At 44.0% G+C, this 25,015-nt stretch carries 26 protein-coding genes and 1 tRNA gene; 18 read left to right on the plus strand and 9 right to left on the minus strand.

Features of this window, described 5'->3' with window-relative positions; all coding sequences use genetic code 11:
* The first annotated feature begins 46 nt into the window (after window positions 1-46).
* From NST94_RS10295 to NST94_RS10305, 3 genes are read left to right on the plus strand one after another with little or no spacing between them, the layout of a single operon-like run.
* On the plus strand, window positions 47-778 hold the full coding sequence (locus NST94_RS10295; RefSeq protein ID WP_339282140.1) for an ABC-2 family transporter protein: 732 nt from the start codon (window positions 47-49) through the stop codon (window positions 776-778).
* Complete coding sequence (locus NST94_RS10300; protein ID WP_076130141.1) at window positions 775-1,557, plus strand: ABC-2 family transporter protein; 783 nt, start codon at window positions 775-777, stop codon at window positions 1,555-1,557. The genes NST94_RS10295 and NST94_RS10300 overlap by 4 nt, the downstream gene beginning before the upstream one ends.
* Window positions 1,558-1,591: 34 nt before the next feature.
* A complete protein-coding gene (locus tag NST94_RS10305; RefSeq protein ID WP_248549246.1) occupies window positions 1,592-2,590 on the plus strand; it encodes an ATP-binding cassette domain-containing protein in 999 nt (332 codons plus the stop codon).
* On the opposite strand, the gene NST94_RS10310 is transcribed toward NST94_RS10305, so the two are convergent.
* Window positions 2,581-3,150 (minus strand): TetR/AcrR family transcriptional regulator, encoded by a 570-nt coding sequence (locus NST94_RS10310; RefSeq protein WP_339281924.1) that lies wholly within the window; start codon window positions 3,148-3,150, stop codon window positions 2,581-2,583. The two genes, NST94_RS10305 and NST94_RS10310, sit on opposite strands and share 10 nt — an antisense overlap.
* Window positions 3,151-3,313: 163 nt before the next feature.
* Between NST94_RS10310 and NST94_RS10315 the strand changes: the two genes are divergently transcribed.
* Genes NST94_RS10315 through NST94_RS10325 form a run of 3 tightly spaced genes read left to right on the plus strand, consistent with a single transcriptional unit; the run spans window position 3,314 to window position 5,527 of the window.
* On the plus strand, window positions 3,314-4,252 hold the full coding sequence (locus NST94_RS10315; protein WP_339281925.1) for a 2-dehydropantoate 2-reductase N-terminal domain-containing protein: 939 nt from the start codon (window positions 3,314-3,316) through the stop codon (window positions 4,250-4,252).
* Window positions 4,253-4,279: 27 nt separating this feature from the next.
* A complete protein-coding gene (locus NST94_RS10320; RefSeq protein WP_076191382.1) occupies window positions 4,280-4,921 on the plus strand; it encodes a histidine phosphatase family protein in 642 nt (213 codons plus the stop codon).
* Between the two features lie 15 nt (window positions 4,922-4,936).
* Window positions 4,937-5,527: a class I SAM-dependent methyltransferase gene (locus NST94_RS10325; RefSeq protein WP_339281926.1), complete on the plus strand. Its 591-nt coding sequence runs from the start codon at window positions 4,937-4,939 to the stop codon at window positions 5,525-5,527.
* 70 nt (window positions 5,528-5,597) lie between these two features.
* Here the strand turns inward: NST94_RS10325 and NST94_RS10330 are convergent, their stop codons facing one another.
* On the minus strand, window positions 5,598-5,693 hold the full coding sequence (locus tag NST94_RS10330) for a sporulation protein YjcZ (RefSeq protein WP_081383126.1): 96 nt from the start codon (window positions 5,691-5,693) through the stop codon (window positions 5,598-5,600).
* Window positions 5,694-5,805: 112 nt separating this feature from the next.
* Window positions 5,806-7,206, minus strand: coding sequence for an RsmB/NOP family class I SAM-dependent RNA methyltransferase (locus NST94_RS10335; RefSeq protein WP_339173039.1), 1,401 nt, complete (start codon window positions 7,204-7,206; stop codon window positions 5,806-5,808).
* 157 nt (window positions 7,207-7,363) lie between these two features.
* Here NST94_RS10335 and NST94_RS10340 point away from each other — a divergent pair, with 157 nt between their 5' ends.
* Genes NST94_RS10340 through NST94_RS10350 form a run of 3 tightly spaced genes read left to right on the plus strand, consistent with a single transcriptional unit; the run spans window position 7,364 to window position 13,088 of the window.
* Window positions 7,364-8,500: a glycosyltransferase family 4 protein gene (locus NST94_RS10340; protein ID WP_076191391.1), complete on the plus strand. Its 1,137-nt coding sequence runs from the start codon at window positions 7,364-7,366 to the stop codon at window positions 8,498-8,500.
* Between the two features lie 6 nt (window positions 8,501-8,506).
* Window positions 8,507-9,859 (plus strand): DNA repair exonuclease, encoded by a 1,353-nt coding sequence (locus tag NST94_RS10345; RefSeq protein ID WP_339281927.1) that lies wholly within the window; start codon window positions 8,507-8,509, stop codon window positions 9,857-9,859.
* Window positions 9,849-13,088: an AAA family ATPase gene (locus tag NST94_RS10350; RefSeq protein WP_339281928.1), complete on the plus strand. Its 3,240-nt coding sequence runs from the start codon at window positions 9,849-9,851 to the stop codon at window positions 13,086-13,088. Before NST94_RS10345 ends, NST94_RS10350 begins: the two co-directional genes overlap by 11 nt.
* Here NST94_RS10350 and NST94_RS10355 read toward each other — a convergent pair.
* Entirely contained in the window at window positions 13,075-14,196 is a 1,122-nt protein-coding gene (locus NST94_RS10355) for a hypothetical protein (RefSeq protein WP_339281929.1), read from the minus strand. The genes NST94_RS10350 and NST94_RS10355 overlap by 14 nt on opposite strands.
* A 196-nt stretch (window positions 14,197-14,392) precedes the next feature.
* On the opposite strand from NST94_RS10355, the gene NST94_RS10360 reads away from it, so the two are divergent.
* The 3 genes from NST94_RS10360 to NST94_RS10370 all read left to right on the plus strand — a co-directional run bounded on the left by NST94_RS10360 (window position 14,393) and on the right by NST94_RS10370 (window position 15,718).
* On the plus strand, window positions 14,393-14,965 hold the full coding sequence (locus NST94_RS10360; RefSeq protein ID WP_038569895.1) for a xanthine phosphoribosyltransferase: 573 nt from the start codon (window positions 14,393-14,395) through the stop codon (window positions 14,963-14,965).
* A gap of 101 nt (window positions 14,966-15,066) precedes the next feature.
* Window positions 15,067-15,384, plus strand: coding sequence for a hypothetical protein (locus NST94_RS10365; protein WP_036689410.1), 318 nt, complete (start codon window positions 15,067-15,069; stop codon window positions 15,382-15,384).
* A gap of 115 nt (window positions 15,385-15,499) precedes the next feature.
* Entirely contained in the window at window positions 15,500-15,718 is a 219-nt protein-coding gene (locus NST94_RS10370; RefSeq protein ID WP_076186635.1) for a hypothetical protein, read from the plus strand.
* 96 nt (window positions 15,719-15,814) lie between these two features.
* On the opposite strand, the gene NST94_RS10375 is transcribed toward NST94_RS10370, so the two are convergent.
* Window positions 15,815-16,261: a hypothetical protein gene (locus NST94_RS10375; RefSeq protein ID WP_051491615.1), complete on the minus strand. Its 447-nt coding sequence runs from the start codon at window positions 16,259-16,261 to the stop codon at window positions 15,815-15,817.
* A 182-nt stretch (window positions 16,262-16,443) separates the two neighbouring features.
* Here NST94_RS10375 and NST94_RS10380 point away from each other — a divergent pair.
* Window positions 16,444-16,527, plus strand: a tRNA-Leu gene (locus NST94_RS10380).
* Window positions 16,528-17,536: 1,009 nt separating this feature from the next.
* Here NST94_RS10380 and NST94_RS10385 read toward each other — a convergent pair.
* From NST94_RS10385 to NST94_RS10395, 3 genes are read right to left on the minus strand one after another with little or no spacing between them, the layout of a single operon-like run.
* Entirely contained in the window at window positions 17,537-18,220 is a 684-nt protein-coding gene (locus tag NST94_RS10385; RefSeq protein ID WP_076277473.1) for a hypothetical protein, read from the minus strand.
* Window positions 18,220-19,110 carry an ABC transporter ATP-binding protein gene (locus NST94_RS10390; protein WP_339281930.1) on the minus strand — a complete coding sequence of 297 codons (891 nt, stop codon included), beginning with the start codon at window positions 19,108-19,110 and terminating at the stop codon, window positions 18,220-18,222. Before NST94_RS10390 ends, NST94_RS10385 begins: the two co-directional genes overlap by 1 nt.
* Complete coding sequence (locus NST94_RS10395) at window positions 19,107-19,478, minus strand: GntR family transcriptional regulator (protein ID WP_036689422.1); 372 nt, start codon at window positions 19,476-19,478, stop codon at window positions 19,107-19,109. The genes NST94_RS10390 and NST94_RS10395 overlap by 4 nt, the downstream gene beginning before the upstream one ends.
* Window positions 19,479-19,677: 199 nt before the next feature.
* Between NST94_RS10395 and NST94_RS10400 the strand changes: the two genes are divergently transcribed.
* The gene (locus NST94_RS10400) at window positions 19,678-20,487 is read left to right on the plus strand and encodes a class I SAM-dependent methyltransferase (RefSeq protein ID WP_076129969.1); all 810 of its coding nucleotides are present in this window, start codon (window positions 19,678-19,680) and stop codon (window positions 20,485-20,487) included.
* On the opposite strand, the gene NST94_RS10405 is transcribed toward NST94_RS10400, so the two are convergent.
* Window positions 20,479-21,726, minus strand: coding sequence for a S8 family peptidase (locus tag NST94_RS10405; RefSeq protein WP_076301197.1), 1,248 nt, complete (start codon window positions 21,724-21,726; stop codon window positions 20,479-20,481). The genes NST94_RS10400 and NST94_RS10405 overlap by 9 nt on opposite strands.
* Before the next feature lie 166 nt (window positions 21,727-21,892).
* Here NST94_RS10405 and NST94_RS10410 point away from each other — a divergent pair, with 166 nt between their 5' ends.
* From NST94_RS10410 to NST94_RS10425, 4 genes are all read left to right on the plus strand, one after another.
* A complete protein-coding gene (locus NST94_RS10410) occupies window positions 21,893-22,264 on the plus strand; it encodes a hypothetical protein (protein ID WP_081383124.1) in 372 nt (123 codons plus the stop codon).
* 196 nt (window positions 22,265-22,460) lie between these two features.
* Window positions 22,461-23,162, plus strand: a complete 702-nt coding sequence (locus NST94_RS10415) for a hypothetical protein (protein WP_076301196.1) — start codon at window positions 22,461-22,463, stop codon at window positions 23,160-23,162.
* A 26-nt stretch (window positions 23,163-23,188) separates the two neighbouring features.
* Complete coding sequence (locus NST94_RS10420) at window positions 23,189-23,740, plus strand: GNAT family N-acetyltransferase (protein WP_076301195.1); 552 nt, start codon at window positions 23,189-23,191, stop codon at window positions 23,738-23,740.
* A 232-nt stretch (window positions 23,741-23,972) separates the two neighbouring features.
* Complete coding sequence (locus NST94_RS10425; protein ID WP_081383123.1) at window positions 23,973-25,010, plus strand: ABC transporter substrate-binding protein; 1,038 nt, start codon at window positions 23,973-23,975, stop codon at window positions 25,008-25,010.
* Window positions 25,011-25,015 lie beyond the last annotated feature (5 nt).

Raw genomic sequence — 25,015 nt, forward strand, 5'->3', positions numbered from 1 at the left:
TGCTTTTGTTACTTATAAGGAATGGAGTGCGTACAGGACGCATTCGATGGTTTCTATTTTTGTAGGCCCAGTGTACTTTTTAGTGCAGTATTATATATGGAGCGCTGTTTATAGCGGGGAATCTTATATCAACGGGATGTCACTCTCCCAAATGCTTTCCTATTTTTGTGCTACGATGTTGATCAACTATTTGACGATGGATTTTGCCGATTGGAATTTACAAATGCTTATTCGTACCGGGAAATTCATTACGTTTTCGTTAAGACCGCTAAATCATATGTTCTTTGCTTTGTCTCAGAAGGCAGGGCATAGGGTACTTGGGCTTTTATTTGAATTTTTACCCTGCTTTATGATCTTTTTCTTTATTTTTCATATTGATGTCTTACCCGCAAATTTACTATACGCGATTCTTTCGGTAGCTATGGCGTTTATGATGAATTTTTTCATTCATTATAGTATTGGAATGGTCGCCTTTTGGATGGTGCAATCCTCTAGTATTCGTAATTTTTTTAATCTTTGCGAAGGGATATTTTCAGGATCGCTGATTCCATTAGTATTTTTCCCAAAATCCTTACAAATGGCGTCCTTTTTCTTACCCTTTCAATACACGGCCTTTCTTCCCGCAATGGTCTATACAGGTAGCTATACTTTAGCAGATATAACCTTACCTATTCCTCAAGTGTTATTGCTGCAGCTCATAGCGGTAATTATTGCCGGAGTTGTCTGCCGGGTGCTGTATGCGGTGTCGCTTAAGCATTTTACGGGGGTGGGCGCATGAAACGTATGTATCAAATATATAAAATCTGCATGAAGGCGAATATTGCTTCTGCTATCACTTATCGTGTTAATTTTATTCTTAATAGTCTTATCATGCTCATAGGGAATGTGCTGTTTCCTCTAGTAACGGTATTCATTTATAATTCGAATGCTTCATTTGCAGGTTGGACCTTTAAAGAGGCGCTGTTGATTCAATCCGTTTTTATTCTGTCTACGGCTTGTGCCGGGATTTTTTTTAACGGAATTATGTGGAATACGATGTCTCATGTTGTAGAAGGGACTTTGGAAGTGGTATTAATTAAACCGACCTCGAGCCTTTTTCTGCTGTTGGCCAGATCTTTTGAGTTCGAAAGTATCGGGCTTTTAGGCGGAGGAGTAATCATGTTCGTATACGCACTTAGCGGAATCGATGGGATGACCATCGGCTCTTGGTTATTGTTCCTGTTGTTGTTTGGCGCAGGGCTGCTTGTTATGTTCGGCGTGGCGCTTATTGTGGCAGCGATTTCCTTCAAATGGGTAGCGAATTCCCGCTTGCCGGAGATGTTTGAGAGCATTAAGTCTTTTGGACGTTATCCAGGGACGATTTTTCCTAAAGCAGTCGTAGCCGTGAGTTCTTTTCTGTTTCCGGTTTCCATGATTGCTTACTTTCCAGCATCTACACTGATTGGCCGATGGGAACCCTATTTTTTTATAGCGATTATCCCTTGTGTGTTATTTGCTGCCTTCGGAATTTGGCTCTATACATACATGCTTCGCAGTTACAAAAGCGCCGGAGGATAAAAGATTAGTTTAGCTCTAAGAAGGAGAATTTCACTTGGACATTATTACCGTCAAGAACTTAACCAAGCAATACGAAACCTATCACCGTGGACAAGATGCAAAAAGTGTATTTAAAAGTCTGTTTCACCGTGAAAAATCGATCATTACCTCTGTAGAAGATCTTTCGTTCAGTGTTGGAAAAGGAGAAATTATTGGGATTCTGGGTCCAAACGGTGCGGGGAAATCTACGACTATTAAAATGCTGACAGGCGTTCTTTATCCTACCTCGGGTGAAATAAATGTTCTAGGGTACAACCCTCATAAGCAGAAAAATCAATATGTAAAACAAATAGGGGTATTGTTCGGACAGAAATCGCAGTTAATATGGGACATTCCCCCATTGGATAGCTTTTATATGAACAAGGAAATCTATGATATTCCTACGAACGACTTTCGTACAAGACTAGACCGATTTGTAAACATGTTTGAGATTGGCGATATTATCACTAAACCCACACGAACCCTTTCCCTGGGAGAACGAATGAAATGCGAGTTTATTATGGCGATGCTTCATTCACCACCTGTGGTTTTTTTGGATGAGCCGACGATCGGGCTGGATGTGATAGCTAAACAAAGAATCAGAGAATTCATTAAGCAAATGAATCAGGAAGGCACCACATTTATTCTGACAACACATGACTTGGAAGATGTAGAGCGTTTGGTTCAAAGAGTACTTATAATTCATCAAGGGAAAAAAGTATATGACGACAAGTTCTCTGAACTTCGACTGCATCTGGGCGCCAAAAAAGTAGTCAGGCTTTCAGCCGCCACAACTATTGGAGATATTGATCTGCCTGGAACTTTGATATCGGAAAGAATATCGGATTACGAAGTGGAGCTGCTGATCGATACCGAGCAATGTAAAATGGGCGAGTTTCTGCATATTCTTAGCGAAAAGGTAGAGATCCTTGATATATCTATTAAGGAGATTCCCATTGAAAAAATCATCAGCTCCATTTATGAGATGGATACGGGAGAGCATATTCAAGCTTGAGAACGGATCATCTGCAGATTTAGATTGACCATGGACCATAACTTTTCAGTGATCTCTTTTGCAGAGCAAGGATTACTATGAGTAAACCACCATTCAATCACTCCGACAGTCGCCGAACTCAAAAATTGCACAGATATATCTTTACTCAGCTCATCCAGGTTAAAATTGTTTTCTAAAAATTGTACCTTAATCTGCTCATTTATCATTTCTTGTAATTGGTTTCTAAAGGAGAGTAAAGCTTTGTTTCTTAATAAAGTCTTATAAAAGAGAGCATTCTCCTCCAATTGTTCCAGCGTGCGGAGCAATGACGCCTTCGAGGGATTAGGTTCGGTTTCATCCTCCACTGCGGAGCAGCTTTCGATTAGTTGCCGGAGCTGAGCCTCCAGACATTTATCCATCAGATCGTATTTATCCGCATAATGGGAATAAATCGTTCCGCGGTTTACATCAGCGCGCTCTGCGATTTCGTTGATCGTTATTTTTTCAAAATCTTTTTCAGCCATCAGTTGAATTAATGCATTCATGATGGCTGTTTGGTTTTTTTTAATTCTTCTGTCCATGGTAAGACTCCCTTTTTATTAAACAATGTATTGTATTCTGTTGAAAAATCAACAAACCCGATCAAACTAACGATTGAACCCTACCCGAGATGTGATAATCTGATTTTATCGAACAGTTGATCAAAATTCAACAAATGTCTAAAAAGGGATAGAGGAGTTAAATATGAGAGTTTTAGTTTTTGGAGCGGGAGTATTAGGCAGCTATCTTGCACATGTTCTAGTGCGTGGGGGAAATGATGTCACCATGCTTGCCAGAGGAAAGCGAGCAGAGCAATTGACGAAAGACGGACTTGTGCTTCGCCATTATTTTCAAATTAAAAACACTGTGGATACAGTAAAGGTCATCTCTACGCTTCGATCCGATGATCTCTATGATCTTATTTTTGTTGTTATGAAATATAATGATTTTCCATCTGTGCTACCTATTCTAGCTGAGAATCAGAGTCAGAATATAATTCTTGTGGGGAACAATGGCGATGCTCTTGGCATGCAAAAGGCTCTCCAGGAAATGAGCAATGTGAGGAAAAATATACTCTTCGGATTTCAGCTTAGTGCAGGAATTCGGGAAACGAGCGGTCGTGTTATCAAAATACACGCAGGAGGGCAAATGGTACTTGGCAGTTTAGACGGTGAGATCTCAATAAAACACTTACTGGAAAAAGCGTTTGAGAACGCTAAGTATAAGCTAACTTATCATGAGGATATGGATGCTTGGCTCAAAAGTCATATCGTGCCTATAGTGGCTTTGAACTCCCTTAGTTATCTGCATGACGGGGATTTGAAAAAGGTATCCAAAGATAAGAAGCTATTAAGACAAGCCATTTCAGTAATGGATGAGGGGTTTCAAATCATGGAGCAATTAGGTTATACTGTCACTCCAGCAGGGCAAGTTAACTTTGTTCGAAAGCACAAGCAGGCTGTATATTATGGTCTGACAATAATTCATAAATTACCGTTTATGAAATTAGTGGACGGTTCTTTCAACGAAATAGCAGCTTTGTTTGATTCATTTGATATTTTGAAGCAACAAGCAAACATCGCAACGCCCAATTGGGATCAACTTAAAAAACACGCGTTTTCGAAGTTTAATGCAAATGTATAACAATCTTGTTCAGGAGGTATACAATCGATGGCTATATATTTTATAAGGCATGGAATAGATGAAGAAGGCTTTCGTGGGGGTTGGAGTCAACGTGGACTTGTAGTAGAGGGATATAGACAAGCCGAACGTCTTGGATATTATCTTAAGGAAAATCAATCTAGCTTTAACATAACCCGTATTCTTTGTAGTGATTTGCAACGTGCGTTAGATACAGCAAATGAGATCGCCAGAGAGCTTAATTTGCCTGTTGAAAGCAGCCAGTATTGGAGAGAAACGAACAATGGTGTAATCGCTGGAATGCCCCATGAAATCGCAAATGAACGATACCCGGGTCTTTATTTCTCGGCTTTAAGAATGGATGAGAGATTTCCAGGAGGAGAAAGTCCTCAGGAATTTTTTACGCGAATAAGTTCAAGTTTCTCAAAACTATGTAATGAACTGGAGAGTACTGATCCAAATGAAAATGTAATTATGGTCACTCATGGTGGCGTAATTAATGTTATATACCATATTTTAAAAGGGCTAACGTGGACGAATAAGAATGCTCATTTCCCGACTTCATATACTAGTATTCATAAAATAGAGTATCAAGCAGATAAGTGGGCAGTTACAGCAGAAAATCTTACGGAACATATATCAAGGGATCAGGCTGCTGGTATGGCCAATTGATTGGGAGGTACAAATATGGGTTTATTGAATGCGCTGATTGAGCAAGCCAAGAATCCTAGAGGGTTCGTAGGAAATATCATGATCAAAATCATGAATCAGGCACATACCAGCATCACAACATGGGGGCTTAGAAAAATAGAAATCAAGAGCGGCACTCCTATCCTGGACATAGGCTGTGGTGGCGGTCAAACTATACATACTTTAGCAAAACAAAATAAACAACATGAAATTTACGGCATAGATTACTCACAACAAGCTGTAGAGACATCTATTCAAAAAAACAATAAGGCTGTTGCCGCTGGTAGGGTGAGGATTAGTCAGGGAGATGTGTCGGCGTTACCGTACAACGATGGATTTTTTGGGACGATCACAGCGATTCAGACGCATTATTTCTGGCCGGACCTCGAACAAGATATAAGTGAAGCATTTAGGGTGCTGATAGCAGGCGGTACATTTGTTATTATTTCTGAGATCTATAAAATCAATTATCATATGAAGCAATTCACTAAGAACGAAGAGATGGAGCAGTTATTATGGAAATCGGGCTTTCAGACGGTAAATATTCACGAGAATAACAAATGGAGATGTTATGTCGGAAAGAAATAAAGCGGCCGCACCGCCCAAAAAAGGACGACACAGCCGCTTCGTTTCACCAGCTAATTAAGCCGGGAAGGTTTTAAACAAACAACGAACGGGAAATGATGACCAGCAAGATGAAAAGTACCAAAATCGCTCCGGTCGAAGTGAAAGCTCCTCCTTGAAATTCACCCATGATTTATTCCTCCTCAACTTATGTCTTCTTCTCAATTGCTGTGACTGGTGTCGCAGCTTTCTGAGATAATGACATCATATGCCGAAGAGGGCCTGTTGCACTGGTCTATGGCCTATTGCTCGTCAATATGGGCTTTTAGGATACGTAATCCTTTAGGGAGATGATTTTTAAGCTGGCCTAAACTCGCCTTGCCCCAACTAATTGGCAAACCATCTAAAGTTACAAGCGTCCATCCATGTAATTCGCTGGGGACAGGCAGGCTTTCACCGCGGAGCCAAGCATGTATTTCCGGGCCCTCACTGCTGAGATCAAAGCTTCGTGATGCTTGTAGGGGCTGAAGTGCCATAGCTAATGCATGAGCAGGTTCAATCCGATTTTTCTTCAAATGGGCAATATGTAGTCCAGCTCGTGGAATACGCAGTCCGTCCAGCAGCCCGGTATGGAGGTTGCCATTAAAGGATTCTGGCAGCAAATAAAGAGATTCACCGAAGAGCAGGGGTACACCTTGGCATGAAAGACCAGGCAGTTCTACCGCAGCCCAGTCTTGAAAAAGCTGGTAGGCATCACGTACAGAAGAATTAGTTTTTGGGTTGTTTTTGCTTCGGCGTTTTTTGGCGTTGCGGTTGGCATCGTCATTCACGGATACAGTGTCAATTTGCTTACGCAGGAGTGCAACAAAGTGACCTTCGCCCTTTTCTAAATGCGGCCAAAGGCGTTTGCAGGTGAGTAGTTCCATATCGGGGTAACTAGCCGTCAATCGAGCAATGGTTTCTTCATTCTCTTGACGGTTAAAGGTGCAGGTAGAGTAAGCTAAAGTACCCCCTGGTTTAAGCATAATGTAGGCGTCTTGCAGGATATCCCATTGTCTCGCTGCGCACATAACTACATGAGCAGGAGACCATTCTTGAATGGCTTTTGGATCTTTTCGGAACATGCCTTCTCCAGAACAAGGAGCATCCAGCATAATTCGGTCAAAAGCTTGCGGGAAACGCGCAGATAGCTGTTCTGGTGTTGCACAGGTTACGAGGGTATTCTTAATGCCCAGACGTTCAACGTTCTCTGCTAGAATTTTTGCGCGTTCCGGATGGATTTCATTAGAGATTAAGAGGCCTTGTCCCTGCATTAAACCAGCGATATGCGTAGTTTTACCTCCAGGGGCTGCTGCAAGATCGAGGACGGTTTCACCGGGTTCAGGTGCCAGCAGTTCAGCTGCGGACATTGCGGAAGGCTCCTGAATATAATATAGTCCAGCTGCATGGTAAGGATGTCTGCCTGGTCGAGCGGGCTCATCATAATAAAACCCGCCCTGGCACCATGGGATAGGCTTCAAATTAAATTGTGAGACTGTACGGTCCACCGCAACTTGGCCTATGGCTGAGGTGCTTTTTAGCGGATTAAAGCGCAGTCCTTGAGTTCGTGGTGCTGAATAACTTTCTAGAAAAGCATCTGCCTCTTGCCCCAGCATTTCTTTAATAGATGCGGTGTAAGAGGCAGGCAGCTGTTCTTCCTTCATAGATCATTCTCCTTTTTCTTAGTTGCTGTTTCATGTTTATACCGATAAAATCAAGGTATGGGGAACGTAATCGTACCTGAAATTCTACATATATTCAACTATATCATAATTGCCGAGTCTTACAGTACACAGGGCAATTGTAAAGGGGATGTACCATATGAATTTGCTGCAAGCGCTCTTCTTCCCGCCGGAGCAACCCGGTGGTGTATCATCTATGATCCCTTATCTTCAGGAAAGATTCCGTTCAAGCCGTTGGGAGATGGATTTGTTTTGGCTGCCTAAGCGGATTCGCAATAAGGGGCATGAGGAAGTAATATTCGAGACGTTTGATTGGACGCAGTATGGAGAAAGTCCGATCGTTCAGAAATATATTCAGACCTATCGTGATTATTTATGGTGGACAAAACTGCGGATGAGTAAGCCTTATGATCTTATTCATTCTCATCATCCGATTGCTGGCTTAGCGATGAAAAAAGTGTTCCCTGATACTCCGTTAATTCATACCCTGCATTCCAGTTACGAGCGAGAATTGATTCTAAATGGAGCGATTTCCGAGGATGGCTTGGAGCATCGTTTTCTAGTCTCACTTTATCGTGAACTTGAGCATGTTAGTGATCGATTAATGACGGTGTCGCGATCTTTTGCAGAGTATGTGGCCCCTTATATTATTGATCCTTCTAATATAGGTGTTATACCGAATGGTTTTGATGAAAAAAGATTTAAGCCTGTTCCGCATGATAACGCTATTCCGCAGCTAGTGACCGTGACACGTCTGGTTCCGGCCAAAGGAATAGATATATTACTCAACGCTTGCGCGGAGCTTAAAAATCGCGGCCATGAGTATGTACTGCATATTATTGGCGACGGTCCTTCACGTGCAGATCTGGAAAAGATGGCCCAACATTTAGGGATCTATAATGAAACGATCTTTTACGGATATACGCTGCACCCTGAAGAATTCATGCCATTCTTTGATATTTTCGTATTGCCCTCTCGGGCGGAGGCGTTCGGTTCAGTGTTTGCGGAAGCGGCACTTAGCTGCCTGGCTTTAGTGGGGACAAATGTGGGCGGAATACCGGAGCAGATTGAAGATGGTGTGAATGGTTTATTGGTCAGTCCTGACGATGAGATTGCTCTTGCTGACGCATTAGAGAAGGTGATATCTGATCCGGCTTATCGTTATGAGCTTTCACGTTCCGCATGGGATAAAGCCAAAAGCCTATATTCGTTGACACGAGTTGCTAATGAACTTAAAAAAACCTATTTACAGTATCCTTCAGGAACGAAAGGGTGAGCACCTATGATTCCATTTCGCTTTCTGCATACTGCTGATTTACATCTGGATAGCCGTTTTGCCGGGCTGGCGCATATTTCGCCAGCCATTCGTGCTTATTTACGTGAGTCTACCTTTGCCGCCCTCGGGCGGCTTGTCCGCGTTGCGATCCAAGAGAATGTTGATTTTATTGTTATTAGTGGAGATGTGTATGATGTTTCAGATGCATCATTACAGGGACAGCTGCGATTTCAGGAAGCGCTCAAAGAACTCGGTGAGCACGGGATTCACGTGTTCCTGATTCATGGCAACCACGATCCGCTTGACGGACTGCGTCTGACAACGGAAATGCCAAAGCATGTTACCGTATTTGGCGGAGAGAAGCCAGATCACGCTACAGCTTGCCGCCGTATAGATGGCCAAGAAGTTGCCATCGTTAGTGGAATCTCTTATCCAACGGCGAAAGTGACGAACAACACAGCTGTAACCTTTTCTCGTAAACCTGGCAGCCGCCTGTTTCATATTGCGATGCTGCATGGCAATGTAGACGGTGATTTGCTGCATGAGACCTATTCTCCTTGCAGTCGCAGGGACCTTATCGAACGGGGGTTTGATTATTGGGCGCTTGGACATATTCATAAACGTAGTGTACTGCATGAGAAGCCTGTGATTGTATATCCAGGCAATATACAAGGGCGCAGCATTAAGGAAACCGGAGCTAAAGGTTGTTATATTGTGGATGTAGATGAGGCTGGAAGATCCACTCTGCAATTTCATGAACTGGATTTCGTTCGCTGGCAGGTTAGAGACTTATCTATAGAAGGATTAAGCAATGAAGCAGAATGGATACAGAAAGTGGAGCAGGTTATTGAAGACATCCGCGCGGAGCTCCCGGAGCTCATGTCGGTGGTCAGATTTCGTCTGATTGGGCGAGGGGACGTACATAAAGTATTGGCTGAAAAAGGGGCAGCAGAGGATCTGCTGTCTGAACTCCAGCGCCGTGAGGCGATTAGGGCTGAGCGTAAAGATTACGCAGGGCTTGTCTGGACGGAAGGGTTCGCTATAGAGTCCGGTTTAGCTATTGATCGCCAACGCTTATTGGAAGAGGATAGTTTTCTTGGAGAAATGCTGCGCATTGCAGAGCATACGGAACATTCCCCGGAAGCGCTCGAAGAACTATTAAATAGTGCGCTTAAACCGCTATTGGAGAATCAGGAGCTGCGAAAGCTGTTGTTTATGACTAGTCAAGAAGAGAAGTTGAGCTGGCTACGTGGTGCAGCAGAGCAGGGAATCACGATGCTTGGCGGGATGGATGATACTGTTGAAGCGGCGGAAAGTCTTTCGTATCAACAAGCCGGAGGGCAAAACGATGAGAATTGAACATTTGCATATCAATGGCTTCGGGCGTCTTCACAATCGAGAGATTCATTTAACGCAGGGAGTGACCGTACTTTATGGGCGTAATGAAGCAGGAAAAAGTACGACACTGCAATTCATACGCTCTATGCTGTTTGGAATTCCAAGCCGAGGAAATCCCTTGGAGAGGTATGAACCTATGCAAGGCGGATTGCATGGGGGAACCTTGAAGATACGTGACAGTAATGATGGTTTGTGGACCATTCGCCGTTTTGCTTCAGGTGCTGAGGGATCAGGAAGAAATGAAAAGCTGAACATTACAGTAAATCATCCAAATGAAACGACTCAAGAGCTGGGACAAGCTGAAATGGAACGATATTTACTTGGGGGGATCTCTAGGAGTATGTTCCAGCAATTGTTCGCAGTTTCACTGGACGAGCTGCAGGAGCTTGCTGCCCTTCAATCTGAGGAGATGAGCAGCTTTCTTTTTCATGCAGGTATGGGCGGTGGCGGTGCAATCATGCGTGCGGAACGCCGTTTGGTGCAGGAAGCTGAGAAGCTGTACAAACCTCGTGGCAAGCTGCAAGAAGCAGCAAAAGTTGTGCAAGCCATAGAAAAGCTTGAGCGACAAATGGTTGAGAGCCGTTCTTATCTTCCGCGATATAACGATAATATAGTGGCATTGAGGGTAACGGAGTCGGAGCTAGATGAATTGGAGCAACAGCGCAAGCTCACTGGAGAGCAGCTAGTGATGTTTCGAAAAGCACAGGAAGTCCGTGAGCTGTGGTTAAAGTGGAGCGAGGCTCAGCTAGAGCTGCAAGGATTGCCATTGATTTTAGCCTTTCCTGAAGAAGGGGCAACTCGCTTTCAGGCGTTTGAAGGAGAAATTCGGAATGCACAGGGATCAGTAGTACGTTATGAACGTCTTCTAAGCGAGCTTACTATTGAACTGGCAAAGAACCCTCCAGATGAAGTATTAGCAGCGCAGGGGCCTGCTTTGGAGCGGCTGGACCGGCATCGGAGCAGTTACGAGAACCGTAGAACGGAAAGACAACGGCTTGAGGGAGAGTTAACGGCGCTGAATGAGCATTTGCGGCGAATTCTGCGCGGCATTGATGTGAGCTGGGGCCCTGCAGAGCTGACTTCATTCTCTGGGACAGCGGCGGATCGTGAAGCTGCACGGAAGTTTGCGGCGGCGTTCGCTAGTTATGACCGCCGCATGGAGGCGGAGGGTGCAACGCGGCAGTCGTTGCGCTCCCGTTTGGCCGCTGCCTCAGCGTCGCTCCAAGCAGCAGAACGGGCGCTGGCGCGTGAGCACGCTACCGGCGCGGAAGCTTTTGCGCAGCTGGCTCCGTGCAGCGCCCGTGAAGTGCTGCAGCTGTGGGACGAGCTGCAGCAGGCGGCCGAACGCTGGCGCGAAGCGCAGCTCAGCGAAGGGCCAGCGCGCGGCGCCGGAAGTGACGGCCTTGGCGCGAAGCGCATGGCCGCGCTCTACCTGCGCCTGCTGTGCGCTGGGGCAGCACTAACCGTGCTGCTGCCCGCAGCGCTGTGGCTGACCGGTGCTCCGCCGGCCAGCGCCGTGCTTGCGATCGGCCTGCTGGGCGCGGCCGATCTGGCCCTTTGGGCCGGCTTGCGCGGAGCGCGCCGGGTGGAAGAGTCCCCGCCAGAGCATGGCGGGGACGTCAGCGCAGCCGCAGCCGAGATGCTGCGGCTGCGGGGGCAGCTGCTCTCCGGGGCGGAGCCGGAGAGCGTTGTGCCGGGGCGGCGGACGGCCGCCCCGGGGTCCAGCCCTGACGCAGGCGGGCTGGAGGCCTCCATGAGGGAGCTTCGCAGGCTCATGGAGGCTTGGTCAGCTTGGCGGCAGCGCATCGAACGCTATGCCGCCGAGCGTGATGCCTGCCGCACGGAGCTGGAGACGCTGGCAGGCCAAGAGAAGCTGCTCGCTGAAGAAATGCACCGGGCGGAGGCGGCATTCACGGAAACGGCTGAGCAATATGAAGAATGGCTTTGCCAACGCAGGTTGCCTGAAGGATTATCTCCTGAAGGGCTGCCGGATATTTTTGCTATGGTTGAACAAGGGAATGAGCTGCTGCGCCAAGAGAATAAACTCTCCTTACGATTGAAGGAGCTGGAAGCAGAATGTAACGTGTTTGAGGAGGAGCTGCTCGCTCTTATTTATGAGTCGGGTGCTGATCTTGGCGACGAGTCTGGTGTAGCGGCAGCTGGCTTTGAAATAGATCCGCAAGAGGGGAAACGAGTATCTGCATTAACCTTACTAAGCTGGCTGGAACTGCGAAAAAGAGCATGGGATGATCTGAAAAAGGACTTGATTCGCCGGGAAACTATGCAGTCAAGATTGCAGGATGTGGATGAAGAACTCAAGGAGAGCCACAGGATATTAGGTGAGCTGAGAGAACAGCGTGAGCTTCTGATACAGGAAGGCGGGGCGACTGGTGGAGAGGATTTCTTACGCAGGTCAGCAGCTGTGCAGCGGCGCAGTGATCTGAATAAATTGATTCGCCAGTGGGAGCTTGCTATGTTCGGTGGTTGGGAGGAGGAGCGGGTTGCTGCTCTGCTGGAATTATTAAATCATCATGATGCGGAAGCATTGCAGCTGGAGCGGTCATCGGCTGAAGAATTGATGGAACGGCAGGAAGAGGGTTGGAACACCCTGCTGGAGCAACGAGGCAAGCTGCTTCAGGAAAGGGAGTATTTGAAGGAGCGCTGCGTGGAGGATTCCGTTATTCAGCAACTGGAAGAGCAGAGAGCAGCCTTGCGGATCGTGGCTGATAAATATGCAGTGGCAGCGATAACTGCCGAACTAATCGGGCGAACTCGCCGTGTGTATGAGCAGGAGAAGCAGCCACAGGTATTACTGCTTGCCTCAGATTATTTCTCCAAGCTGACGGAAGGGGAATACAAAAGGGTTGTTATGACACTAGGGCATAAAGAGCTGAAAGCTGAACACAAGGACGGGGGACTGCTGGACAGTGGACTGCTCAGCCGAGGGACGGCAGAACAGCTGTATCTTGCCATCCGGCTGGCATTGGCAGAGACCATGTCACGGCAAGTATCGCTGCCGCTGTTATTCGATGATCTCTTCGTTAACTTTGATGAGTCTCGTCTTCATGCTGCGCTTGGACTTCTTGGAGAACTGTCGATCTCCCGCCAGATTGTGATGATGACCTGTCACAAGCATGTGGCGGAAGCGGCAGCACGTATGATTCCTACAGCAGCGGTTATTTCCGTGTAGTTCGGGTGATTGGTTTTACGGATACGATACTGTTCCCCTTCTCCTTTGAGTTCGATGAAGTATTACTACCTGGTGGAGAGGACCATGGCGTTCGCAGCAGCTTGACAGCCCAGACTAATGATAAGCCTCCGAAGATTGGGTAGAACACCGAGAGAAGTGAACTAAAGCCAAACTGGCTCAGTAAATAGCAGACCAACATCAGAAGAGGTGTGATTAGTGCAGTTGATAGGGGAAGCCGTTGCTTAAGCTGTACAGCTACTCCATAAATATCGGCGACAAAAGTGCTGAAGATCTCCAAAAAGATCAGCAGCAGATATATAGTTTGCACTACAGTACCCAACCGGACGGCGATGCTGCCCATCGGAATTTCAAACTTGAGAATCCCTGGCATCTGTGAGCTCATTGCGAAATGTGCGGCAATCAACATAAAACCAATCCCGGTACCCCCAATAATACCGCCCCATACAAGGGATTTTTCTTCCTCTGTGTGACGAGCCATTGGGACTAAAACAGCTTGTGCCATCCCTAAATTAAAGGCGGTGTAGAGCAGCGGTGACATCCATGCCCCAAAGAGAGAGCGATCGTTATCAAGGAACAGGAACCGTCCAGCTCCCGGAATTTGAAAAGTATTAAAAATAATGATAAGTGACAGAGTAAGCATTAAAGGAACAACAATACTGTTCATTTGCAGAATACCGGAAATCCCTCGTTTTAGCAGAAAGTATGAACCAAGCAATGTAATAAGTAGTCCAGTCTGATAATGAAGTCCGAGATGCTCCTGAAAAATAGCGCCGGCCCCTGCAAGCATAATACTGTTTACTCCGATCAGGACGACCATCGTGAACAAACTGATGGTGCTTCCGACCTGTTCCCCGAAGAGGTGACGGTTAAAGTCCTCATAGGATTCTGCTTCTATTCGCCGAGCAATGACCATCATTTTTGTACCCAGCCATATGAACAATATAGTTGAGAGCAGGATGGTCAGGACTGCCCAGTGCCCGTAACGTGTGAAGAATTTTAATATTTCCTGCCCGGTGGCGAATCCGGCTCCTACAATGGTGCCAATATAAGTGAAAGCGATCTGTAATGTTCGGACATGTGATTTCATGGCTCCCCTCCTAATAGTTTTACGAAGCTAAAGAAAAATCATAACGAGTGCTATGCAGGATAACCTTGTGTACTCTGTATAGTACAGGTTATGATGAGGATCAGTAGGACATGACTTCCGTCGTAATTGCTTTATGATCAGTGATTAATTTGTACGGAATGTCTGCGATTATAAAGGGTATTGGAGGTTCAAAGTCATGGAAGTGTTGAAACAGCGGATTTTGGAAGAAGGTGTCGTCGTTTCGGATGAGGTACTGAAGCTGGATGCACTGCTAAATCATCAGGTTGATCCACAGCTTACGATGGAAATGGGACGGGAGTTTGCCGGGAGGTTTGCGGATTCAGGAATTACTCGTATTGTGACCGTTGAATCCTCGGGCATTGCCGTGGCATTTGCCACCGCGTATGAATTAAAGGTGCCGCTAGTTTTTGCACGCCGCAAAAAAACTCTGTTAGCTGATCCGGATGCGCTTTGCGAAAGAGTTCCGTCTTTTACAAAAGGTATCGTTACCGATATTATGTTGTCTCGCCAGTTCATCTCTCCAGAGGATAAAATCCTCTTTATTGATGATATTATTGCCAATGGTGATGCAGCGCGTGGCTTGATTAAGATCATTCAACGTTCTGGCGCTGAGCTAGTTGGTCTTGGTGTTGTAGTAGAAAAAAGCTTTCAGGCAGGGGCTCGGACGATCAGAGAGCAAGGCATTCGTCTGGAGTCACTCGTAAGAATTACCTCTCTAAATGGAGGCACCATCGAATTTGGGGAATAACCTAATTGGTAATAAGAACAGGCCTATTTTTTAAACAACTGCTTTTCACCCTATGGATTTTCCTTTATAATAAAAATTAGACATAGGGAGGAGGCGTCACAATGGGGAAAGAACCGGTGACTGAACAATTTTTTATTGATAAATTAACCGAGGCCAAGGATCATTTCGAGCGTGCGCTGGATTGCAAACACACGGAATTCGACGATCTGTATCCCTATATGATTGAACATCCTCAGTTTTTTTGGTACAAACGCTATGTAGCCTGGTCAGAGCTTCTGACAATCAAAGGTTTGTGCGAAGAGTTATCCTTCCCGTGGAGGGAGAAATTCACAACTAACCAAGTGGAGTATCTGGAGCAACGTGTGATGTCCGCTAAAGTTCTTGACTTCTGGTTTGAGAAGAATGAAGCGCTGATATAAGAATGCTTTAGTAGACATGCAAGTCGTTAATTGCCTACATGAGACCCAGATGATTTATCATTTGGGTCTTTTTTCTGAGACTAAATAGGACAAGCTATGACAGGAGGGATTAATGATGATTAGCGATGAGCAATTGGATGCCTATCGGATTTCCGGTGAGAAAATTCGTGTAGTGCGTGATGGCTTGGAAAGTAACGATGTAAAAGGGATAGTTCTTGCTTGGGATGATTCTCAGGTGATGATACGTCGTCAGAATAGACGAGTAGTGAAGCTGGATCGCAATTATATATTCCAGCCATTTAGTGAACCAAGACAAGATCCGGATAATATATAATCTTCACAGTAATAATTTTCGCAGTAATAATCTTCATAATACAAAACAGCTCCTCGCCCTACTGGGCGGGAGCTGTTTCTGTAATATCATTTGGGATTATATAGTTAGAGCAAGTTCAGACGCATTCTCTTCTCTGGAGAGTATGGAGAGTTCTGTGGACAGTCCAAGATACGCGCGCATGCGCAGCATCATTTCTCTACGGAAGCCTGGCCATAATATATTCATCTCTCCTTGAAATCCTCTGCAGGAATATAAGGCTTCGACTCCTCGCTGATCTTGGCGAACGGTTGTAATCTTCAAATCATGGGAGCTCAGCTCGCGCGTAACCTCTTGAAGCATTAGTGACGTCTTCTTAGTGGCACCAGATACGAGCTCCATATATAGCTGAGGGGTCTTAAACAGGCCGCTTCTACTGATTACACGGCAGTCACGTTCGAAAACTTTATGAATAAACGTTAGCAGCAAATAGCTTCTGACCAGGGACAGTTCTTCTTTAGTTACTTCTTCATCAATAATGGATGTGTTTAGCTTTGTAGTCGCCATTATAAATCACCTCATTTATATTATGCGAACTTTTGTTCTCATTATACCTTATATTCGGCAACAAAAGCAATAATTATCCATAAATTAATGAATGATAAGAAAACGGCAAAAATATATTGACGTGGAATTCTCAGCGTGGTATGATCTATCTTGTGACCGCAATAAGCGAGTCATTATAATACGCGGTCATGGCGGAATTGGCAGACGCGCTGGCTTCAGGTGCCAGTGGTAGCAATATCGTGGAGGTTCGAGTCCTCTTGACCGCATAGCTAAAAGGATTATAGAACTGCTCTAGTAGCAGGTTTATAATCCTTTTTTTATGTTTTTCAGCAGACGGTAGTGCTTAAGCGAAAGAAATCTTTAAGAAACATCTCCTGAGGCTTACGGACCCAGATGAAGCTATTTGCTCATTTATCGCTTTTTGAGCATAGTATCGGACCCCAGCGCAGCTATTACATGGAAAAAGGAACGAATAAGGCATTTTTTATGCCAATAGCGACTGTGGGGTCCGAAAGGAATCTAAATCTGCCCTAATGGTACGAATAAGGTCAACGTGGTCCGATAGGAATCTAAATGTACTCTAAAGCTGCGAATAAAGTCAGTTGGTCCGATAGCGTCTCTCCACGCGCAGATTGGATAAAAACTAATTTGTATTTTGTTTCTACGCTACTCGCCCCGCGGAGTCGTCATCATCACCTGAGGCTAACGGACCCTGATGAAGCTATTTGCTCATTTATCGCCTTTTGAGCGTAGTATCGGACCCCAGTGCAGCTATTGCATGGAAAAAGGAACGAATTAGGCATTTTTTATACCAATAGCGACTGTGGGGTCCGATAGGAATCCAAATGTGCTCTAAAACCACGAATAAGGTCAGCTGGGTCCGATAGAATCCAAATGTGCTCTAAAACCACGAAAAAGGTCAGCTGGCTCGATAAAATCCAAATGTGCTCTAAAGCCACGAATAAGGTCAGCTGGATCCGATAGAATCCAATATGCTCTAAAGCCACGAATAAGGTCAGCGGAGTCCGATAGAGCCTTCGGACGCGCTAATTAGCGAAATACTAATCTGTGTTTTGACCCGTCGATATCTGCAATAGCGACACTGTGTTTGCTTCTAAGCTACTCGCCCCGCAGAATCCGATAGTACCATCGCACGCGCAACTATGCTCGAATCCAATAAAGTTTGTTGTCTAGATCAAAGTCTAAGACACGAAAGAAAACAGGTGCACCCGGCATGGCTTTTGGGACACACCTGTTTTTTTATAGGATAATGAATTATACTGTTGCTCTACGCAGCATCAAAAACGATAAAAGAGCGTACACAACTGTCAAAGGCATGGACCACAAGGCAAGTTCAAATGCGGTATATCCAGCAAACCAGTTGAAGAGGTCTACCCACCACTGATTATAGGTCATTAACAATACACCGAGACTGCACAGGATAAACATAGCCCCTGAGAAAATGAACAAACCGCTTCGGCCAAATCTCCGGAAGATGCTGGATATCATTAGCCCCAGAAAAAACATATTAAGAAAGAGCACAAAATACATCCACAGCTGTTCTATGGCATTACCATCATTTAAAAAAGGCAAATGAAAATAATGTAGTTCCAAACCCCAGCCACCCGTGAGCTTGCTTTCAATGATTGCGAGCAGGTAGAGGAGAATTGAGTAGGTGGCGCTAGTTATAATAGCCATTAAGGAAGTGCCTATGAAATAATCCGTTCTGCGTTGGCTTAAGCCCAGAGCAAAAGGGAAGGTCTGCACCAAAATGAGTATACCGGTGATTAACATATAAATGAAGATGGAGACGAGACCGCCGGTATAGATTGGTTCTTGGATGAAAGAAGCGACGATGACATTCACCAAGAAGCTGGATAACAAGATTACCCAAGGCATATACAACCATAACCACTTATCTCTGAAATGCATTTTTATCATGCCTGCCGTAGGATTCATTACACGGTCACTTCCTTTCCTAGAGTTTTTTTATTTGTGAGATGAACGATTAATTGCTGTAAAGATACAGGTGAGATCTCTAAGCCTAACTTTTCAGCATGTGCGTGATCTTTCGCGTTGAAACCGATAATGGTGGCCGTAAGCAATCCGCCAAAAGACTCGCGGGAAATGACTTGTTTGCCGGCGATAAAATCTTCGATCTTCGCTGTCGCGCCGATTACCTTAACAGCTTGCCCGCGAAGGGCTTCAGCATCTTCGTTAATAATTAGCTTGCCGTTGTCGATGACGATAACATGCTCTAAAAGCTGACTTACCTCATCGATCAAATGGGTGGACAAAACAACTGTGCGTGGATTTTCAGCATAATCTTCAATTAGGCGATCGTAAAACAGGCTTCTAGCTACAGCATCAAGTCCTAAATAGGGTTCGTCAAAAATGGTAAGCGGGGCACGGCTGGCTAGACCTACTACAATTCCTACAGCCGAGAGCATACCTCGGGATAGCTTTTTTATTCTTCTTTTTAATGGCAGATTGAAATCCTTGATTAAAGAGTGAGCATATTCCCGATCAAAGTTTGGAAAAAATAATTCGGATACCTCCAGTACATCGATGATTCGGTACGTGTCCGGATACCTTTGGCTTTCCTTAATGAAGCAAATCTGCCTGAGAACCCGGTTATTCTCGTACGGATGTTCACCAAATACGTTCAGGACACCACTTGTGGGGAAAAGCTGAGCTGTGATCATATGCATTATTGTGGTTTTTCCTGCACCGTTTCTGCCGAGAAGCCCGTATATCTTGTTTTTCTCCAAAGAAAAACTGAGTTCATGAATGGCAGTGACATTTCCGTATGACTTAGTCAATCCTTTGATTTCAACAACTTCATTCATGACTTGTTGTCTCCCCTCTGAATCATAATTGTTAATTGATCCAACGTAATTCCTAATTTTTCAGCTTCACGGATCATGGTTACTACATACTGTTCATAAAATTGTTCTTTTCTCTTCTCCATTAATACTGCACGCGCTCCAGAAGCTACAAACATACCGATTCCTCGTTTTTTGTACAATATCCCTTGATCCACAAGCAAATTCACACCTTTCGCAGCTGTAGCCGGATTGATCTGGTAGAAAACAGCAAACTGATTTGTCGAAGGAACTTGTGATTCCTCCAGCAGTGTTTCTTCGATGATGTCATTTTCTATTCGTTCGGCGATCTGCATAAATATCGGTCGTGTATCATCCATTAAGTTTCCCATGTATTCACCGCCAACTTCATTGGTTAGTTAGTTATGTAATTAACCATATATGCAACGAAGTTAATTGTCAATATTTTTAATTATTTTGGGCTGTATCCACATAAATAAAGGCTGCCCAGAATGCTCTGGATAGCCTTTTATTTGCACAACATATCTGCTATGATTTTGTCCTTGGTAAAAAAGAAGGGGGAGTTCAGCTATGAATGATTATGGTCCGGATCTGTTCAAAGATACTGCAAGCTATTACACCAGATATCGCCCGCTATATCCGTCCTCACTGATTCGATATCTAGTGGACAAATTCTCACTTCACGGAGAGGGCCGGTTGCTGGACTTAGGTTGTGGTACTGGGCAGTTAGCGCTAAGGTTTACGGATTGGTTCGAAGAAATCATTGGCGTAGATACTGAACTAGAGATGCTAGATGAAGCAAAGCTGTTATCACAGTACAACAGGGTTGAGAATGTTAGCTGGCAACAGGGGAGAGCGGAAGAACTATTCAATGACTGGGGTTCCTTTCGTCTCATCATGATGGCTAAGGCGTTTCACTGGATGGACCGAGAATCCATACTTGAAGTTCTCTATCATAGTTTAGATGATAACGGTGGTATTGCTGTAATTGATACTTTTAATGAACAACAAGAACCGTTACCTTGGCAACAAAAGGTAGAGGAAGTAGTGAAACGCTGGTTGGGTGACGAAAGAATAGCCGGAAAAAGTACATATAAACATCCCCAAGAAAGACATGAGGATGTTGTAAAGCGATCCAGTTTTAAAGACGTTAAAAGACAGGTATTACCGAGTTATTCCATCACTTGGACTGTTGATTCGATACTAGGAAATTTGTATTCTACGTCTTATGCTTCTAAGCGATTATTTAGAGATAACTTAGAACGTTTTGAAGATGATATGAAATCAGCTTTATTAGAAATAGAACCTACAGGTGTATTTACAGAGGACTTGTCGGTTTCCGTCATTACTGCCTTTAAAAAAGAAGCGGATTTACGATAAAAACCGCGCATTGATCTCACCGCATCCTGCTGTGTTAGGACTTAGTTTAAGGCGATACGTGTTCTTTTTTAGTATGGATTTTACTTGCTTAGGCGTAAGAGAAGGGTTCTTCTGGAGTAATTGCGCGATCACACCCGAGACGATAGGTGTTGAGACACTGGTACCGGACAGCACAAAGTAATCTTTAGCTATCCGCAAATAAGGAAGCTCGCGATCCAGCTTGGATCGTGGAGCACGAAGGGAGATGATCGTCTCGCCTGGAGCAACGAGATCTGGTTTCTTCCTTCCTCCCGGTGCGGGTCCGCGACTGGAGAACCAAGTGATTCGGTCGTCCGCTTGTGTGAGCGTGCGACGGTCATCCACTGCACCGACAGTAATTGCTGAAGGACTAATCCCTGGAGATTCGATCGTACTGCGTCCCGGGCCGCTGTTTCCAGCAGCTATTACAACGTTAAGTCCGGCTTTAATTGCTTTTTCTACAGCTTGGCAGAGTGGATCATCTGAACAAGGAAGATTCACCTTACCCCCGAACGACATCGAAAGAATACGAAGATTAAGTCTTCTCCGATTCGCAATACACCATTCAATTCCTTTAATGATTGTGGAGTCATATCCATCGCCATTTTTATCTAGTACTTTGACACCTACTATCCCTGCCTCTGGAGCAGGGCTTTTGTATTTTCCTTTACTCATCCATCCGTTGCCTGCTGCATCCCCTGCGATATGAGTTCCATGGCCGTTATCGTCATAGGGCTGTTTTCTATGATTGATAAAATCTTTAAAAGCAACTATACGGTTAACAGGGCGAAACAGGTCAGGGTGACGATACACCCCTGTATCAAGAATCGCAATGTTTATTCCTTTTCCGGTAAGCCCCTTTTTCTTTTGAGCGGTTGTAGAACCAATGGATGGTGTGGCTATATTAAGGGATGTTTTTTTGACTTGATCCAAATAAATTTTCTCGATTCCATCCCAGCGGCACATCCGGTTCAAGCAGCTTTTTGAAACTTTGGATGATATCAAATTGAGCAGGTGAAGATGATGTCTGATCGGAAGGTCGTGGGATTTTAAATGCTTTTGTAAAGACTGTAGCTGGGCTGTAGTTATTTTTTGTTTGAATTTAATGATAACTGGAATGGTATTCGCTTTATGTCCTGGATAATAGGAACGTTGAACTCTTTTTCTCAAGGAATGGTGCATTTTCGAATGATATTGCTCTAGCCATTTTTGACCGTTCATTAGTAATGAATCACCTCTTGAAGGTATTATATGCACTGCAGAGCTAGTGGACACGAAACTATGAAACTAGGGTTTAACATATTTTCAGATTTGTAGGTGAAAGAGAGGTCAAATCTTACGATTCTTGCATTTACTAACGTATCCTAAAAAGAAAGTGGTGAAATAAATGGCAATGATTAAAAAACCAGTTAACAAGCAAGCTGTTATGGCTAGCAAAGTTCTCGCGGCTAAAAAAGCGAAAGCAGCTGCTACAAGAAAGAAACGGAGAATTAGACAGACTCTGGATAGATTCATTGTTGTTGCTATTGGTACAAATGCAACGGGTACACCTAAAGATACTACGGGGTGGACAGCTTCATTGAGAGCTGGAACTACAACGGTTACTGCTGATTTTGACGAATTTGGTGTAGTTAGATTCCCAACAATTAGTACCTTAACATCGGTACCTTATCTTCTCACTTTAAGAGATGAGAGTGGAGCTACTATAAGAAGCTTTAACGTTCCCGCAGACCGCGAATTTTTTGTGGCTAGATTCTAGTTTGGACAAGCCAGGTCAAGTAAACAGCATGCGTCGATTTTATATCGATGCATGCTGTTTTTTTATTTTTCTAACTTTGATTCAAGTGAGTGATTTGTTACAGACAAACAGAATGGGGGGATGCCATACTTTCAGCATCATAATTTTGGGAATATAGTACAAAAATGGACAATATATAAGGCGGGTGAGAGGTTTCGTGAAAGAAAAAGGGAATATATCAGGTATTCAATATTTTTTATTAGGACTGCTTATATTTTTAATGTTAGGAATGGATATGTTCATCATGGGATTAGATCAATGGTTATGGGGGGATTTGTTTAATATAGACGACTTTTTTGTCAGCCCTTGGTACGTACTAGTTGTTCATTGGAGCATAGTTACCCTATTGTGGGCAGTAGGAGCTATGATGTTTCTACTTTGGTTCAGGAAGAGGAAGTTGATTGGACCGGTTATATCTTTGTGTTGGAGCTCTAAGGTCATTCCTTTGTTAATTGTAGCTTTTATATCAAGCTTTTTGTTCGCTGTGTTGGAATTTTGGATTAATGGGGAGAGCATTCCACAGATTTATAGAGAATATGAAAACTTCAAGTTAGAACATGGTTTTATGGGCATATGGGTTGCCTTGGTTCAAAACATATATTACATTGTGGAAGCTGTACTAGTTGTACTATTGGTTGCGCTAATGCAGCGTGCAGGAGAAGTATGGTTTAAGAATCCTTCTCTTCCTTATGGGGGAATAGGTTTAATGCTGACTTGGGGATTAGGTCATTTGACGCATGGTCTGCAAAGCGGCTTGTATATTACTGCTTTTTCTTTGATATTTGGCTGGCTGTTTGTGAAAGCGGGCAAGCAGTGGTGGCCAAGTTTTCTGTTTATCTGGCTTGTATTTGTTTTATAATAATTAGTTTAACGGGGGGGACACCATTGTACAATTCAGAGAAGAGAACAATTACTACTGAAAGATTGATTTTAAGACCTTTTGCATTGTCTGATGCACAGCGTGTCAGTGAGCTCTGCAATAATTATAATGTTTACAAAAGTACATTAACTCTACCTTATCCATACCCTATTGATTGTGCATTATCATGGATTGAAACACATGAAGTTGAGTTCAATAATGATAATTCATATGAATTCGCTATTACTGATAATAATACAAACGAACTGTATGGTGCTATAGGTTTGAGAAATAACCGGACACACAGAAATGGCGAGCTTGGATATTGGATAGGCGAGGAACACTGGGGTAATGGATATGCTACAGAAGCAACAAAAGCGGTCATTAATTTTGCTTTTACAGAAAAACATTATCACAAAGTGTACGCCAGATTCTTTGCTTCAAATCCTGGTTCGGGACGAGTTATGCAAAAATCTGGCATGCTGAAAGAAGGCGTTTTGTTACAGCATATTTATAAAGAGAATGAGTTTGTAGACCTTATTCATTATGGGATATTAAATACGGGAGCTACTGACTAACGCTTGGATTTCATACACCACTATTTGAAGTCACGCCCATAGGGCGTGGCTTTTTTATTAGAAATGCTAGTTGGCTTCAACGGACAATAATGAGATTCCCTCTTATTTAAAATTAAAATAAAATTCTTGACACTTCTCATTGATAACGATTATCATAGGAATCGATAAGTGAAAATGAAAATCATTATCACTACATGAAACGTATAAATATACATATTTGGAGGGATAGATTTTGAAAAAAATATTAGTACTACTGGTTATTGCAGCGCTTACGGCAATGACTGCATGTTCGTCTACAAATACAGCGGACAATCCAAAAAATGAAGCGGTAACGAATACAACTGCTAATGAATCGAAAGAAGCAAATGCAGCAAAAACAACAGAAGTAGCAAATACAGCGGAAGCTGCCGGCAAGGTGTACAGTCTGGAGAATGATGGTGTAGATGAAGCATTGTTCAACGAAGCGTTAAGCCAATTCCCAGCCACAGTACCGGAGCGTATTGTAACAACTTCTGTACCGTTAACAGAAATGCTTTATTTGCTCGGCATAACACCGGTAGGTGTACCAACTTCAACGAATCCAATCCCTGCTGATTTCGAAACAATTGATCGTATTGGATCACCTATGGCGCCGGATCTGGAGGTAGTAACCAAACTCGAACCGGACTTGCTGCTGGGAGCGGAATCTCTTCGCAGCACGTTGGACAAATCGCTAGAAGGAATCGACCTACAAAAAGCATATTTGAGAACAGAATCATTCGAGGATCTAAAGCTTAGTCTCAAAGTATTAGGCACTTATTTTAATAAAAAAGATGAAATGAATGCTGCTTTAACAAAGATTTTGAACAAAGAAAATGAGCTGATTCAATTAGCCGAAGGCAAAGAACTGCCAAGCGTGCTGCTAGTAATCGGAACCGCAGATTCCTTTATGGTCATGAGTGAGAAATCTTATTTAGGTAGCTTGGTTAAAAAGCTTGGTGCTGATAACATCGCAACTTCTGTATTGCAAGTTACTGACACTTACTCACCTATCAATATGGAGAACATTGTAGCCGCTGATCCAGACATCATTCTCGTACTCGCTTCAGGCGATCACGGAGCGACTGAGGATAAGTTCAAAAAAGAAATAGAGAAAAATGAAACTTGGACAAAGCTTTCGGCTTATGCAAATAACAAAATCAACATTCTAGATTACAGCGTATTCGGTGTCACTTCGATTATTAACGCGGAGACAGCCTTAACCGAAATTGCAAAATACTTCTATGAATAATTAAA

Source organism: Paenibacillus sp. FSL H8-0282 (genome assembly GCF_037963825.1).
Lineage (GTDB): Bacteria > Bacillota > Bacilli > Paenibacillales > Paenibacillaceae > Paenibacillus_AQ > Paenibacillus_AQ odorifer.